The sequence below is a fragment of the Alteromonas sp. H39 genome (genome assembly GCF_047556435.1).
Taxonomy (GTDB): Bacteria; Pseudomonadota; Gammaproteobacteria; order Enterobacterales; family Alteromonadaceae; genus Alteromonas.
Genome location: NZ_CP180210.1, coordinates 3,828,760 through 3,843,979 on the forward strand (window position 1 = coordinate 3,828,760; position 15,220 = coordinate 3,843,979).

Below are 15,220 nucleotides of genomic sequence, written 5' to 3' on the forward strand. Positions count from 1 at the left end.
TTTTAAGCCTGGCTGTTAAACGCGATAGCGCACTACATAAACTGGAGTGCGCTGGCCAGCAGTCAATTGAGAAAATACCGTTTACCTGCCATTGCCACCTGTACGGTCACGACGAACGTCATCGGCCTTTTGCTCGCTTGCAAATGCATCTCAGGCAGCAGGCACAAATCTGGCGGTGAACTCTGGCACATTTTTTCATCCGCGTTTATGCAAATATAAAAATGCTTCCTATAGTAAAGACAGAGCTCTGATTAATGCCTGCTTCACATCCACCGTCCTGCTGGAATGTAAAACTGGCTCTACTCAGTGCCGGCTGGTTGTTCTTTAGCATGTGCCAGCTGCAAACACATAAGGTAGTCATTATGTTTGAAGACGAACTGGTATTTGCCAGTGATGAAATCAGCGATAACGTTATTAGTCCCAAAGCGTCCTGGAAAATTCTGGTCGTTGATGACGAAGAAGAAGTCCACCACGTTACCCGAATCGTGCTTAGCGAGTTTCTCTTTGACGGCAGAGAGGTATCGCTGACTTTTGCCAGTTCGGCCAAAGAAGCCCGTAACCTTTTAAGCAACGACAAAAACCGTGAGTTTGCCGTGGCGATAGTCGATGTCGTTATGGAAACCTCTCAGGCCGGGCTGGAACTGGTCCAATGGATCCGTGATGAGCAGCAAAACCATCTGATCCGACTGATATTGCGCACTGGTCAGCCGGGCGAAGCGCCAGAAGAAAGCGTAATACGCGACTATGATATTAACGACTATAAAAATAAGACCGAACTGACAGCGATGCGCTTAAAGGCCTCGATCTTTTCAGCGCTGCGGGGATATCGGGATATAAAAATTATCGAACGGCATCGTCAGGGCCTGGAAAAAATTATCGCCGCCTCGGTCGAGTTTATTGAGTGCGATACCCTGTCGCAGTTTGCCTCTGCCATTCTTAATCAGATTTCGGTGGTGCTGAATATCGAATCCAACCCAATTGTTTGCTGCGCCGTCGTGCCTGAAAACCAAAAATACCCTGACAAAATAAAAGTGCTGGCAGCGAACACCGGGGCTGAAGTGGTGTGTAATACCCAGCTTGACACCTTGGCCCCATCAATTCAGCGAGCTATCAGCAAAGCCCTGGCAAACAAAGCCAGCGTTCATAATCATGATGAATTTGTGGGTTATTTTACCACCAGCAGGGGCACAGAGAATATTCTTTACGTAGCGCATGATGAGCCATTAGAGGCGGTACAGCATCACTTGCTGGACTATTTTGCCAATCACATCGCGGTAGCACACGAAAGCCTGAAACTGCGCGAGACCATCCGAGAGTCACAGAAAGAACTTTCCTATGTCATCGGCGAAGCAGTAGAAATGCGCTCTAAAGAAACGGGTAGTCATGTGAAGCGCGTGGCCCATATCAGTCATCTGCTTGCCGGATACTATGGTGTACCGGATGATCAGGCCGAGATGATAAAGCTGGCCTCGCCGCTTCACGACGTGGGCAAAGTTGGGATACCCGATACCATCTTAAATAAGCCCGGTAAGCATGCACCTGATGAAACCGAAATCATGCAAAAACATGCTGAAATTGGTTATGAAATGCTTATCAAATCAGACAATCCCATTTTGCAACTTGGCGCTCAGATTGCGTATCAACATCATGAAAACTGGGATGGCAGCGGTTATCCTCGGGGATTATCGGGTAAAAACATACATGTTGCCGGGCGCATTTCAGCAGTAGCAGATGTCTTTGATGCACTGGGAAGCCGACGTTGCTATAAAGGCCCATGGAATGACGATGAGATCGTTGAATATTTCAGGGCTAACCGCGGCATTCGCTTTGAACCTGAACTCGTGGATATTTTGCTGGATCATTTTGATGAATTTGCTGCGATTAAGCAGGCATATCCTGATGACGCACAACCCGATTTCCCTTCTGTTGATTAGCACAGGTGTTAATAAGTCTGTCGTCACCTAGCAAGCCTGGAAGTATACCGCTTCAATTCAGGTTCTGCAGAAAGACGCGGCGGTTCTTACTCGCAAGCCTAATGTCGCAAGCATCTTAGCGGTTACAGACCTGTTCACATTTCATTAAGCAGCAACCTAAGCTGCGTCTCTCTTACGCCGGCAGATTTACGTCACCTAACGCGGTATTCACTGACTGCAACCGATTCCTGTGATTTTCGTTCGCGGACGCTTGACGGCAGTGAGCGGTTGGAGAAAAGACACTCATCATATACATTTTGCCGTTAGTCGCGTTTTGCAATCCCCCACAACTAGGGATACTTTAAGATGGCACTGATAATGAAAACGCAGCGGTGAAACGTAAAAGCCCCCTGCGAATAATAAAACCCATACAAGAAGTTGGATCCAGAGAATGATTAAAACACCTAAAACGCTGCTGGCGGCGGCGATGATGGGCCTCTCGTTTGGCTCGTCATCCTTTGCGCTGGCGCAAGACGACACGACAGCGTCAGAATATAATGTGGAAGAGTGGGATGTGCTTAACCCGCCTTTTGCGCTCAATGAAGTCACCATCAAGACCAACGAAACAACCTGGTCGAGCCTGGATATCGCTCCTGATGGCAAATATATGGTTTTCGACATGCTGGGCGACCTTTACAAGGTATCGGTAACAGGCGGTGATGCCAGCCCGCTGACACAGGATTTTGCCTGGAACATCCACCCTGCTATTTCACCCGATGGCAGCAAAGTTGCGTTTATCTCTGACCGTGGCGGCGTATCCAATGTGTGGGTAATGGACAGCAACGGCGAAAATCTGACTCAGGTAACGAAAGAAAAAAATAACCTCATTCATTCTCCTAAGTGGAGTCCGGACGGCGAATACCTCGTTGTGACCAAAGGCATCATGTCCAGCCGCAGTATTCCTGCCGGAGAAATCTGGATGTATCACCACACAGGCGGTGACGGTCTACAGATCAAAGCGCGGGTACATGGCAAGAGCGACCAGCAAAACATCGCGGATCCGGTGTTCTCCCCCGACGGCAAATACATTTATTACACGCAAAATACTGTGGGTGGCAGTCAGTTTGAATACAACCGTGACCCCATGGAAGGTATTTTCGCCATCACCCGCTATAACCGTGAAACCGGTGAAGAAGAACGCTATATCAGTGGCACAGGTGGCGCGGTTGTCCCAACTCCTTCTCCGGACGGGAAATATGTGGCGTTTGTCCGCCGTGTGAAAGACCGTACCGGACTGTTTATCAAAGATGTTGAAACCGGCCTTGAAAAGCCGCTGACGCTGACCTTAGAACGTGACATGCAGGAAGGTTTCGGCTCTGAAGGGTATTTCGCCTACTTCGACTGGATGCCGGATTCATCCGCACTGGTGTACTGGACTGGCGGCAAATTCCACAAAATTGATGTCGACAGTAAGTCCATTGCCGATATTGACGTATCGGTTGAAGCCACACTGAAGTACGCCGATGCGCTGCGCTTTGATGTAGATGTCGCGCCGGATAAGTTTGATGTGCGCATGATCCGCTGGTCGCAAGCCTCACCCGATGGTAAATCAGTCCTGTTTCAGGCCTTGGGCAAACTGTACGTGCGCGACTTAAAATCCGGCAAGATCAAACGCCTGACCAGCCAGGATGAGCACGGTGAGTACTACCCGCGCTATTCTAACGACGGTAAGTCGATTGTCTACACCACCTGGAGTGACGATCAGCAAGGCGCGGTACGCGTTGTCTCTGCAAAAGGCGGCAAGGGTAAAGTGATCACCGACAAGCCGGGTCACTACATCGAGCCTGCTTTTTCAACCGATGGCAAGAAAGTGGTATACCGTAAATTTACCGGTGGTTATCTGCTGGATCCTAAATACTCGGTTGAGCCTGGCATTTACGTGGCTGACCTTAAGTCTGGCGAAAGCAAACGGATTGTAGAAAGCGGCTTTGATGCGCACTTTGCTGGTGACAATTCGCGGATTTACTTCACCGAGTCCGTCGGTGGTACGCCATATCCCGAAACCCAGTTAAGCTCTGTGAATCTGGAGGGAAACGATAAACGCACACACCTATACGGTGGCGATGAGGTAAGCGAGTACCGTTTATCTCACGACAAAAAGTGGGTCGCGTTCGTACATCAGTTTAAAACGTATGTGGCGCCTTTTGTAGAAAATGGCCAGAAAGTTACTATCGGCCCGTCGATGACCTCCTTACCGGTTACTCAGCTCTCCGCGCGCGCCGGTGAATACTTAAGCTGGTCGGCGGATAATACCCGCGTTGGCTGGTTCCATGGTCCACATTACTATGAAAGAGGATTGAAAGAAGCTTTTGCCTTTGTTGAGGGTAGCCCGGAAACTCTGCCTGAGCCGGAAGAAAAAGGCATTGATTTGTCGTTCGAGGCGGATGCTGACAAACCTTCAGGTTACAAGGCACTGGTTGGCGGTACCGTCGTAACCATGCGCGATGCTGACAACACCCAGGAAATCATCGAAAACGGCGTCGTACTGATTAAAGACAACCGCATTGAAGCCGTGAGCAAAGTAGGCGATGTCCGTATTCCTGACAACGCCATGCAGATTGATGCCAGCGGCAAAACCATTGTGCCAGGGCTGGTCGATGCCCACGCACACGGTGCACAGGGTCGCAATGAAATCATTCCGGATCAGAACTGGATGCAATATTCGAATCTGGCATTTGGAGTGACGACTATCCACGATCCGTCTAACGATACTACTGAAATCTTTGCCGCTTCTGAGCTGCAGCGTACTGGTGATATCGTGGCACCGCGCATTTACTCTACCGGAACTATCCTTTACGGTGCTGAAGCGCTGGGTTATAAAGCCATCATCAACGATTATGACGATGCCTATTTCCACGTTGAGCGTTTAAAAGACAGCGGAGCGATTTCGGTAAAAAGCTACAACCAGCCTCGTCGCGATCAGCGTCAGCAGGTTCTGTGGGCGGCCAAAAATCAGGATATGATGGTCGTGCCAGAAGGTGGCGGTAAATACCAGCAGAATATCTCAATGCTGGTAGACGGTCATACCGGCCTGGAACACAGCATTCCAATCCCCCGTGGTTATGATGATCTTACCCAATTGTGGAAAGCCACTGAATTTGGCTATACCCCCACTTTCGTGGTGTCGTACGGCGGCATGATGGGTGAAGAATACATGTACGATCGCACCGAAGTGTGGAAAAACCCTCGTCTGCTTCGCTATACGCCGTCGTTCATGTTGGACAGCAGAGCGATTCGCCGCCCTACTGCGCCAGATAACCAGTACAACCACCAGAATGTTGCCAGCTACGCGAAAGAGCTGCGTGATAATGGGGTAAGCGTACACATTGGTGCTCACGGTCAGCGCGAAGGACTGGCCGCCCACTGGGAGATGTGGATCATGAACCAGGGCGGGTTCACGCCGTGGGAAGCGCTACGTGGCGCGACCATCGATGGCGCAACTCACTTAGGTATGGGTGATGACATCGGCAGTATCGAGAAAGGCAAACTGGCGGACCTGGTGGTCATGGACGGCAACGTGCTTGACGATATTCGTCGTAGCGAATACGTCGAATACACCGTGATTAACGGCCGCGTTTTTGAGGCCGCAACCATGAATGAAGTGGGTAGCAAGACAAAACGTCAGCCGTTCTTCTTTGAAGAGGACAACGCCACCTTTATGCCACAGGAAACGGCAACAGAAGTGGAAGCCAAAGCGCATAAATATCACTGGGAACATTAAGCCCGGTATCTGGCAGGTATCGCAGCATCCCTGCCAGAATTTGCACACCGTGCTATGCGTTTACGTTGCAGCCTCACTGGCTGAAAAGAGAAAGGCCGCAAGTGAAAACACTGGCGGCCTTTTTATTTGCTTTTCATTCACGCCGGCGCTTCACCCGCGTTGCTCACAGGGCTCGAAAGCTGGCTGATTACCGGTTACGGCCATACTGCTCGTGCGAGGACACCCAGTCTGATGATGAAATGGCTGAGGCCAATGAAATTTCACCCGCCAATGCCACCGCACCTACGATTTCAGCAAACTTGTACACCCGGTCGCGCCCGTAACAATCCATCAGTTCCAGACATTCCCTTTGCGTACCAATTCCCGTACCGCCGCCATAGGTTGCCACTATAAGTGACGGTATTGTGATCGACAGATACAAATCGCCCTCATCCGTTAATTCAGAGTACATGATTGCCGCAGACGACTCTGACACGTTTGCCACGTCCTGTCCGGTTGCGATAAACATCGCCGTGATGCCGTTCGGTGAATGCAACCCGGTATTGTTCACCCCGGAGAGAAACGAGCCCACGCCTGCTACTCTGCCGTGATAATCAATTTGCTTGGGATCAACACGCATCACGCTGAGCAAATGTTCGCGTTTGATTGTGGCTTCCGCTGTTACCCGTTTACCACGGGTACGCATAATATTAATTTGTGAGGCTTTCTTATCCGTCGCGAAGTTAGATTCAAGATAGAAGTTCTCGATACCGTCATAATGATCCAGTATCCAGCCACAGGCGGCAAACGTGGCGCGCCCTACCATGTTCTGACCGGCCGCATCGCCGGTGCGGTAATTAAAGCGCAAAAAGGCAAACTTGTTAGACAGGAAATGATCGATATATGTCAGTTTTGCTACCGAGGATGTCGCTTCGGCCTCTTCGCGGATCGTGTCGATATTTTTCTGAACCCAGGCAACAAAATCCCGAGCCCCGCGGGCATCTGAGAACACGAACACAGGGGCGCGCTGCATAGCGTCATCCACTACCGTTGCTTTGACACCGCCACTCATATTCAACAGCTTCATCCCACGGTTATAGGACGCTACCAAGGTACCCTCAGTAGTCGCCAGCGGAACCACAAACTCGCCTTTCGCGTATTCACCGTCAATTTTGAGGGGGCCCGCAATCCCCATTGGCACCTGGGCGACACCAATAAAGTGCTCAATGTTGCCTTTTAACTCATTCGGGTCAATCGAGTATTTACCCACGTGGTTAATTTTTCCGCTTGCACGGGCCTCAAAATACTTCTGACGTTCGGAGATAACAGCAGGACCATAGTCATCATGCGAGTCGCGTGGAATATGACCGTTCGAAGATGTCGCCTCGGAGACATTGTCTTCCACTTCAAATTTGAGCTTGCCAAACGGCGAAGCTGAGAAGGAAATGCCGATTTTGCGTTTTTCCGGACTGATCTGTTCATCGATTTTCAGATACACCGTGATGACCTGCTTAAGCGCAAAGTCTGTCCCCTGAGCATTGTTCAGCTCTTCCACACTCAATAGCGTGTCCGGGCCAACCTGCAAGGTAATTTTATCATCAGGGATTTTTTCGCCGTCCAGTGATATCCATTTGAGCTCTTTGAGCGTGGCATCCTTGAGTCGGTTTTTAAGCATAAACGTCAGGCCATCTTCCGTTTTTTTGAGACTGCCATGCGTATAAAGTTGCTTGAGAAGTATGCTGGGTACAAACATATCGAGTCCTTCTTACCGCCGAATCCCGTCACAGTATGTGCGGAAATGTTATTGTAAATGATTTTATAGCACAGACTTTATACAACTGTTTGATTTTCTCGCAACATCTTTTATTCGCCGATTTCAGCTCGTTTCTCTTCTTTTGCAAACCTCCAAATACTTTCACAAATGGGACATCGACTATCAGAAATAGGCCAAAAACAGGCCTGACCTGAACTGACCTGAAGGTTGGCGCCAAGTGCAATGCACCGGGCAACGGCAGAATCTAATCTGAACCACGTCAGCAAGGATGACTGACAATTCTCAGTGGGTACCCGGCAAGCAAAAAAAGGAGGCGTCAGGGATTACGATGCCAGGGATTCTCCAGTCACCATGGAAGTGACACACCGGGTACCACATTGAGACTCTACTGCGAATACAGGAATAACAATCATAATGCGAACGTCACTTTTCAGAAAACAGGCTGTTGAGCATCAGCGCAAGCGACTTGAAGGCAGCGTGCTGGTCACACCATCACTATCGTCTCAGCTTGTCACTTTACTCATCATCGCCTGGCTGGTTGCAGTCACAGTCTATCTGTTCACTCAGGAATTCAGCCGCCGTGAAACCGTGACCGGATGGGTAGTACCTTCAGAAGGACTGATCCGGCTACATTCGCAATCCCATGGTGGGAGGGTGAATCAGGTGTTGGTATCGCAAGGTGAGAAAGTCATGAAAGGGACGCCGCTACTCAGTGTGGACAACGCGCGTAGTCTCCTATCGGGTGACTCCATGGAAGACACATTGCTGATAGAGCTGCAGGCGCAGCTTGACCGGCTTGAGGAAAAACTAGTGCGTGCACATGCCATGCATAAAAATGAAATGCGGCAACAGCAATCTGCCGTTCAGACTCTCAAAGACGATCTTACGCGTATCGACGAACTGAAGTCACTAACAGCATCGCGCCTTGCACTGACTTCCCGACAACGCCAGCAACTGGATACGCTGGCTAGCCTTGGGCATACCGCCCGATATGAAGTGGACGAGCTTGAATCGCGCAAATTGCAAATTACACAGGAAATCAAACAACTGACGAGGGATTGGCACCGGGCTTCTCAAACGCTTACCGAACAGCAATTTACGCTTCGCCAGTTACCGCAACGCTATCAGGACACCGTAAGCACATTAGAAGATGAGAAAAGCCAGATAAAACAGCAGATTGCGCGCTTGCAATCTTCACAGGAAGAAGTTATCAAAGCGCCACGGGATGGCATTGTCACCGCTGTAACCGTAGGTATCGGTCAGTTTGTCGATTCAGGTGTGCCGGTTATCAGTATGATTCCAGCGAATGCTGATATCGAAGCCACGTTACTGGTACCGGTAAGCGCAGCCGGATTTGTAGCCGAAGGACAGTCCCTGTCGATTCGCTATGATGCGTTCCCTTATCAGAAGTTCGGCATGCATCAGGGACGGATAAAAGGGATTTCTGCGTCTGTGATCCTCCCCGGCGAGCTTACCGGTGCGCCTGTTACCGTCAATGAGCCAGCGTATCTGGTAAAGGCATCCCTCCACTCTGATATGCTGGAAGCTTATGGTCAGGCTGTTAGGTTAAAGCCCGGCATGACATTAACGGCAGACGTAACACTTAGCCATCGAACGATTGTTGAGTGGTTGTTTGAACCACTGTATACCTTGGCGGGGAGAATATAATATGACAGCACTCCCCCGTCAGTTACCCGTACGTCGGCTTAAGCTTGGCGACCATCGACGCGTGCCGGTGGTATTCCAGAGCGAGGCGGCAGAATGCGGGCTTGCTTGCCTGTGCATGATAGCTCAATACCATGGTGCCGGCCTGGATATGACCGAACTCAGACAACACCATGGTATGTCGATGCGCGGCGCGACACTAAAGGGGCTGATGGACATTGCCTCACACCTGTCGCTGTCTGCACGGGCGTTAAAGGCCGAGCCCGAAGACCTGCACCAACTGGCCCTGCCCGCTATTTTGCATTGGGATTTGCAGCACTTTGTGGTGCTGACGAAGGTCACACGCAGAGGCGTGGTGATCCACGACCCTGCGAAAGGCGAGCGGCGCATGGGCTGGGAGGATGTGAGTAATCACTTTAGTGGTGTCGCGCTTGAGCTGACGCCGAACTCCTCGTTTACGCAGGCATCGCCAGCGCCTTCACTGACGATGCGCCATTTCTGGGAAAAAATAACCGGGTTAAAGCGCAGCCTTCTGGTGCTCTTCGCATTGTCCGCACTGCTTCAGCTATTCGCTATTGCTGCACCTTATTATATGCAAACCGTGATCGACGACGTACTGCTGCGACAACAACGGGACTTACTGTTAGTCCTGGCGCTCGGATTTGGACTGTTGTTGTGCGTGGAGACGCTAACCAGCGTTATCCGGCGACTGGTCATTTTGTCGCTGTCATCACGTTTGCAGCTTCAGATGTCGGCGAATGTGTTTCAGCATTTATTGCGGTTACCGCTGGACTTTTTCTCACGCCGCCACGTTGGCGATATTGTCTCGCGATTCGGCTCCCTCTCGCAGATCCGTGAGTTTCTTACCACTGGACTTGTGACCGCCTTACTGGATGGTGTCATGGCCATAGTGACCCTGGTAGTAATGGCAATTTACTCACCCACGCTGACCTGGATAGTCTGCGCTATCATGATGCTTTACGCCCTCGTTCGCATCTTACTGACCCCGATAATGCGCAAACTCACGGCAGAAAGAATCGATATTGCGGCAAAGGAGCAATCGCATTTCATAGAGTCTGTACGCGCCATTCAGCCGGTTCGCATTTTTAATCAGGAAAACCGGCGACAAGGACAGTGGCAAAACCGGCTGGTGTCCACGCTCAATACCGATATTCGCCTCGGCAAATGGGATATCGGTGCGCAGACTGTTAACCAGATCCTGTTTGGGCTGGAAAACATTATTATCATTTATGTGGCTGCCACGCTGGTTATGGACAACGTGTTATCCGTGGGGATGCTATATGCGTTTATTGCCTACAAAAACCGCTTTACCGGGGCCATCGACAGTCTCATCAACCATGCTATTGAATACAATATGTTGCGCGTACATTTCGATCGCTTGTCGGACATTGTGTTTTCTCCGGCCGAGGTCAGCCATTCAGGTGGTGCTGCGCAATCGCAATCGCTGTCAGCGACACAGGGGCGCCTGACTATAACAGGACTTAGCTACCGATACAGCGCAAGTGACTCGCCGGTTTTCAGCAACGTCTCGCTGGATATCGCACCTGGCTTCATGATCGCTATCGTCGGTGCCAGCGGCTGCGGTAAAACCACCTTATTAAAGTGCATGATGGGATTGTTCACGCCCGACGAGGGAGAGGTGTCCGTAGACGGTATGAAGGTTTGCGAGTCACGCTGGTTACGCGAACATGTCGCGTCGGTGATGCAGGATGACTGCTGCTTAAGCGGTACGCTGACCGAAAATATCAGCTGTTTTGAAGATAATCCCGATCCTGAAAAGCTGGTGTTTGCAGCACAAATGGCCTGCATTCACGAAGACATCATGGCCATGCCAATGCAGTACCAGACGCTGGTCGGTGACATGGGCAGTGCGCTAAGTGGCGGTCAGTTGCAGCGCGTATTGCTGGCAAGAGCACTTTACCGGCAGCCTGCCATCCTGTTTCTCGATGAGGCCAGCAGCAATTTAGACGTTACCAATGAATCAAGAATTAATGAAAACCTGAAGGCGCTGCGTATCACGCGCGTCATCGTAGCGCATCGCCCGCAAACTATCGCGATGGCTGATACCGTGTACTCGCTGTCGTCAGAGGGTTTGACGCAGGTACAACCACAACCGGCCTAGAGCCGATACGCAAATAACAAGGAGAGCATTATGCTTACTACAGAAGTGTTGGATGAAAAACTCACGCAACTGTCAAAACGTGAACTGCAGGTTGCCCACAAGATCATGGAAGGCCTGCCAAATAAAACGATTGCTAACCAGCTGTTTATCAGCGAACGAACGGTGAAATTTCATTGCGCAAATATTTACCGGAAGCTGGAAATTCGAAACCGTGCGGCATTGATGGCCAGCTATTTCCGGTTGCTGTATCAACCGATTAGCCACTCAGCATAAGTCGTCGCATCGGTCAGGCGGTAATAAAACCGCCTCCGGTACAGGCGACAATGCCAGCAACACCATTTATGATTTTATTACTGCAACGGATGCAGCATTACCTAAAACCTAAACAAGGAATGTTCAAAATGAATATCAAACCTACTCTCACAGAACTTGCACAATCAGAAGCCATTGAAGTAAGCGGTGGCAAAATTCCCTTCCCCGTTCCTGGTGAGCCTATAAAACCGATTACGCCACCGGTGTATTACACACTGGCCCTGGGCGAGGACGGTGGCGATTTGCCGGACACTCTGGCCTGATAAGTGAGGGGTGGTTGTCAATTACGACACCACCCGAATTCTATGAAAAACAATATTGTACTACTGGGTCAGGCGTCAGACCCACAGATCCAGCATATGGCTGCGGCAGTCACAGACGCAGGATTACAACCATGGATAGTAGACACCGCGCTTTTTGGTACGACCTGGTGTTTAAGTTACGACCCATGCTATCACGATGGAATGCTGCATATTCACGGCACGTCGCTGACATTTTCCACCATCGAGGCGACATACTGGCACCAGTACCGTAGCCCGATAAACTGCCGCCCTGATGATGCTGCAGCCAGTCTGGTGGCGCGTGATCAGGCAAGTACGCTACAGAGCTTTTTCCTGTTTGACAGCATTCGCTGGATCAACAGCATACACGCAATCCGCGCACATCAATGTAAACCCGCTCAGCTGAATATGGCACAACGGGCCGGCGCAACCATACCCGACTCCTACATAGGCAACGAAAAGCATATTGCCCGCGCATTTGCGCGCAACTACCCGTCGGTTATCTTCAAACCCGTCCGCGGCGGTGCTACGGCCAGACTGTTAAATGAAAACGAGCGCGAACCTGATGCCATAGTTCGCTTGCTTGAAAATACGCCAGGCACACTGCAGGAATATATACCGGGAACCAATGTGCGCAGTTACGTATTTGTTGATGATGTCGTTAGTGTTCAGATTGATTCTGACAACGCAGATTACCGGGAAGATCCTGACGCACAGGTTTTCCGCACGCCAACGCCCGAGGCAGTCAAACGTCTTGCGGTATCAATTTGTCAGCAATTTGGTATGACATGGTGTGCAATAGACTGGCGTCGTCGCACCAATGGCGAGTTTGTGTTTCTGGAAGCCAACCCCTGCCCCTGTTTTCTGGCTATTGAAAATCAAACCGGTATTGACCTGACCGGAAGATTGCTCAAGCAGTTAGTAGCCGGTCGTCGCCACGCCAAAGCGTAAAAGGGATGCGCTACGCTGCGTGCGAGTTTTCGCGGTGTATCTGCAGACACGGACTGCATTATTTCTGGCGAGTTGAAGATGCACGAAATAGGCAAAAGTGTCAGGCATCCGGTGTCGCAACTATTGCGACGCTGCATCCAAATATACTCCTGACCTAAGGCACTACACATCGAATGCCAGAGACAGATGTGAATAAGCCTCTCACCGGCGGGTTATGAAGCCTGTATCGCAAGGCAAGAAGCGCACTAAATGCCAGTGGTTATTCTCTGGAACCATAACGCCGCTCCGCGGACTTGAGGCTCGGCCAGTCACTCTCTGATATTTTTCGTTACCCAAAAAAAGAGCCACGATAAGTGGCTCTTTCAATAATGGCTTGATTACACCGAAATCACTACAGAATAAAACGTGACAGATCTTCGTTGTCTACCAGCGATTCAAGATGCGCGTTGACGTAGTCTGCATCGATTGAGACAGAGTCGCCGGATTTCTCAGACGCATCAAAGGAGATGTCTTCCATCAGCCGCTCAAGAACCGTATGCAGCCGCCGTGCGCCAATGTTTTCTGTGCGCTCATTGACCTGCCAGGCAGCTTCAGCAATTCGTTTGATGCCAGATTCAGTAAAGGCAACGTCTACCCCTTCTGTCTTCATCAACGCAATATACTGCTCTGTCAGCGACGCATTTGGCTCGGTCAGGATACGGACAAAGTCTTCCACTTCCAGTGCCGCCAGTTCAACGCGAATTGGCAACCGTCCCTGTAATTCAGGAATTAAGTCAGAAGGCTTGCTCATCTGAAAAGCGCCTGAAGCAATAAACAGAATATGGTCGGTTTTTACCATGCCATGCTTGGTGGAAACCGTTGATCCTTCTACCAGCGGCAGCAGGTCACGCTGCACGCCTTCGCGTGAAACATCACCGCTTTGGTTGCCTTCACGCTTACAAATTTTGTCAATCTCGTCGACAAACACGATGCCGTGCTGCTCTACCGCGTGGATCGCTTTCTCTTTCAGATCTTCCTGATTTACCAGGCGGGCGGCTTCTTCTTCGATAAGAAGCTTAAACGCCTCTTTGATCTTCATTTTCTTTTTCTTTTTCTGCGAGCCAGACAGATTCTGGAACATGCCCTGCAACTGATTGGTCATCTCTTCCATACCAGGAGGCGCCATGATCTCTACGCCCATTTGCGGCAGTGCCACGTCGATTTCAATTTCTTTATCGTCAAGCTGACCTTCGCGTAACCGCTTACGGAAATTCTGACGCGTGCCGCGATCTTCCACTTCTTCCTTTTTCCCCCACACATCTTCCGGTGGTGGCAACAGCACATCGAGGATACGATCTTCGGCAGCTTCCTCTGCGCGATACTTAACCTTTTGCATCTCCTGCTCTTTGGTCATTTTCACGGCAATATCAGCCAGATCGCGAATGATCGTTTCGACTTCTTTACCAACGTAGCCCACTTCCGTGAACTTCGTGGCTTCAACCTTGATAAATGGCGCGTTGGCAAGCTTTGCCAGGCGGCGGGCAATTTCCGTTTTTCCCACACCGGTCGGGCCAATCATCAGAATGTTTTTTGGCGTCACTTCCTGGCGCAGCTCTTCGTCAAGCTGCATCCGGCGCCAGCGGTTACGCAGGGCAATAGATACCGCGCGTTTTGCTTGCTGCTGACCGATAATATGACGGTCCAGCTCATGTACGATTTCTCGTGGAGTCATTTCAGACATGGGTAACCCTTGTATTTAACGGTGCCCGTAGCACCTCCGAAAGCGTATCGCTTTCGGTTAGTAATCCAGTATTTCGACAGTTTGACTGTGGTTGGTGTATACGCAGATATCACCAGCAATGCTCAGACTTTTTTCAGCAATATCTTTTGCCGACAAGTCGGTATTTGCAAGCAGAGCTGTAGCTGCTGCCTGTGCGTAGGGACCGCCAGAGCCAATAGCGATAAGATCATTTTCCGGCTGCACCACATCACCGTTTCCGGTAATAATAAACGACGCGGTTTCGTCAGCCACGGCAAGCAATGCCTCTAGCTTGCGAAGTGCGCGGTCGGTTCGCCAGTCTTTGGCTAACTCTACTGCTGCCCGGGTAAGATGACCCTGATGCATTTCCAGTTTCGATTCAAAGCGCTCAAATAAAGTGAACGCGTCGGCGGTACCACCGGCAAATCCGGCCAGTACTTTGTTGTGATAGAGGCGACGCACCTTTTTCGCGTTGCCTTTCATTACGGTGTTACCCAGTGAAACCTGGCCATCGCCAGCAATTACTACCTGGTTATCCCGTCTTACAGATACGATTGTAGTCACGTAAACTCCCGTTTTGGATGGGCATAAACCCAAAGGTGACATGCTGTGGCAATAATTCCTGACTGCAGCCCACAGGGCATCTCAGATTATTACCATCAGATTACTTTCAATGAAAACTA

At 50.5% G+C, this 15,220-nt stretch carries 10 protein-coding genes; 7 read left to right on the plus strand and 3 right to left on the minus strand.

What is annotated here, in order from left to right; translation table 11 throughout:
- The first annotated feature begins 362 nt into the window (after window positions 1-362).
- Together ACLBLI_RS16725 and ACLBLI_RS16730 are read left to right on the plus strand one after the other, a co-directional pair.
- Entirely contained in the window at window positions 363-1,934 is a 1,572-nt protein-coding gene (locus ACLBLI_RS16725; RefSeq protein WP_414828679.1) for a DUF3369 domain-containing protein, read from the plus strand.
- A gap of 430 nt (window positions 1,935-2,364) precedes the next feature.
- Window positions 2,365-5,694 (plus strand): amidohydrolase family protein, encoded by a 3,330-nt coding sequence (locus ACLBLI_RS16730; protein ID WP_414828680.1) that lies wholly within the window; start codon window positions 2,365-2,367, stop codon window positions 5,692-5,694.
- Between the two features lie 187 nt (window positions 5,695-5,881).
- Here ACLBLI_RS16730 and ACLBLI_RS16735 read toward each other — a convergent pair whose 3' ends face one another.
- On the minus strand, window positions 5,882-7,426 hold the full coding sequence (locus ACLBLI_RS16735) for a hydroxymethylglutaryl-CoA reductase (protein ID WP_414828681.1): 1,545 nt from the start codon (window positions 7,424-7,426) through the stop codon (window positions 5,882-5,884).
- 435 nt (window positions 7,427-7,861) lie between these two features.
- Between ACLBLI_RS16735 and ACLBLI_RS16740 the strand changes: the two genes are divergently transcribed.
- From ACLBLI_RS16740 to ACLBLI_RS16760, 5 genes are all read left to right on the plus strand, one after another.
- Window positions 7,862-9,115, plus strand: a complete 1,254-nt coding sequence (locus tag ACLBLI_RS16740; RefSeq protein ID WP_414828682.1) for an HlyD family secretion protein — start codon at window positions 7,862-7,864, stop codon at window positions 9,113-9,115.
- A 1-nt stretch (window position 9,116) separates the two neighbouring features.
- The gene (locus ACLBLI_RS16745) at window positions 9,117-11,255 is read left to right on the plus strand and encodes a peptidase domain-containing ABC transporter (RefSeq protein ID WP_414828683.1); all 2,139 of its coding nucleotides are present in this window, start codon (window positions 9,117-9,119) and stop codon (window positions 11,253-11,255) included.
- Window positions 11,256-11,285: 30 nt separating this feature from the next.
- Complete coding sequence (locus ACLBLI_RS16750) at window positions 11,286-11,528, plus strand: helix-turn-helix domain-containing protein (protein ID WP_414828684.1); 243 nt, start codon at window positions 11,286-11,288, stop codon at window positions 11,526-11,528.
- Window positions 11,529-11,656: 128 nt separating this feature from the next.
- Window positions 11,657-11,830 (plus strand): hypothetical protein, encoded by a 174-nt coding sequence (locus tag ACLBLI_RS16755; protein WP_414828685.1) that lies wholly within the window; start codon window positions 11,657-11,659, stop codon window positions 11,828-11,830.
- 42 nt (window positions 11,831-11,872) lie between these two features.
- Window positions 11,873-12,799: an ATP-grasp domain-containing protein gene (locus ACLBLI_RS16760; protein ID WP_414828686.1), complete on the plus strand. Its 927-nt coding sequence runs from the start codon at window positions 11,873-11,875 to the stop codon at window positions 12,797-12,799.
- A 391-nt stretch (window positions 12,800-13,190) separates the two neighbouring features.
- On the opposite strand, the gene hslU is transcribed toward ACLBLI_RS16760, so the two are convergent.
- On the minus strand, window positions 13,191-14,519 hold the full coding sequence (hslU, locus tag ACLBLI_RS16765; RefSeq protein ID WP_414828687.1) for an HslU--HslV peptidase ATPase subunit: 1,329 nt from the start codon (window positions 14,517-14,519) through the stop codon (window positions 13,191-13,193).
- 57 nt (window positions 14,520-14,576) lie between these two features.
- Window positions 14,577-15,101: an ATP-dependent protease subunit HslV gene (gene hslV / locus ACLBLI_RS16770; RefSeq protein ID WP_414828688.1), complete on the minus strand. Its 525-nt coding sequence runs from the start codon at window positions 15,099-15,101 to the stop codon at window positions 14,577-14,579.
- Window positions 15,102-15,220 lie beyond the last annotated feature (119 nt).

Coding starts and splice junctions, on each gene's coding strand:
- ACLBLI_RS16755 (WP_414828685.1), top strand. CDS start 11,657: ATGAATATCAAACCTACTCTCACAGAACTTGCACAATCAGAAGCCATT.
- ACLBLI_RS16745 (WP_414828683.1), top strand. CDS start 9,117: ATGACAGCACTCCCCCGTCAGTTACCCGTACGTCGGCTTAAGCTTGGC.
- ACLBLI_RS16730 (WP_414828680.1), top strand. CDS start 2,365: ATGATTAAAACACCTAAAACGCTGCTGGCGGCGGCGATGATGGGCCTC.
- ACLBLI_RS16735 (WP_414828681.1), bottom strand. CDS start 7,426: ATGTTTGTACCCAGCATACTTCTCAAGCAACTTTATACGCATGGCAGT.
- ACLBLI_RS16750 (WP_414828684.1), top strand. CDS start 11,286: ATGCTTACTACAGAAGTGTTGGATGAAAAACTCACGCAACTGTCAAAA.
- ACLBLI_RS16740 (WP_414828682.1), top strand. CDS start 7,862: ATGCGAACGTCACTTTTCAGAAAACAGGCTGTTGAGCATCAGCGCAAG.
- ACLBLI_RS16760 (WP_414828686.1), top strand. CDS start 11,873: ATGAAAAACAATATTGTACTACTGGGTCAGGCGTCAGACCCACAGATC.
- ACLBLI_RS16725 (WP_414828679.1), top strand. CDS start 363: ATGTTTGAAGACGAACTGGTATTTGCCAGTGATGAAATCAGCGATAAC.
- hslU (WP_414828687.1), bottom strand. CDS start 14,519: ATGTCTGAAATGACTCCACGAGAAATCGTACATGAGCTGGACCGTCAT.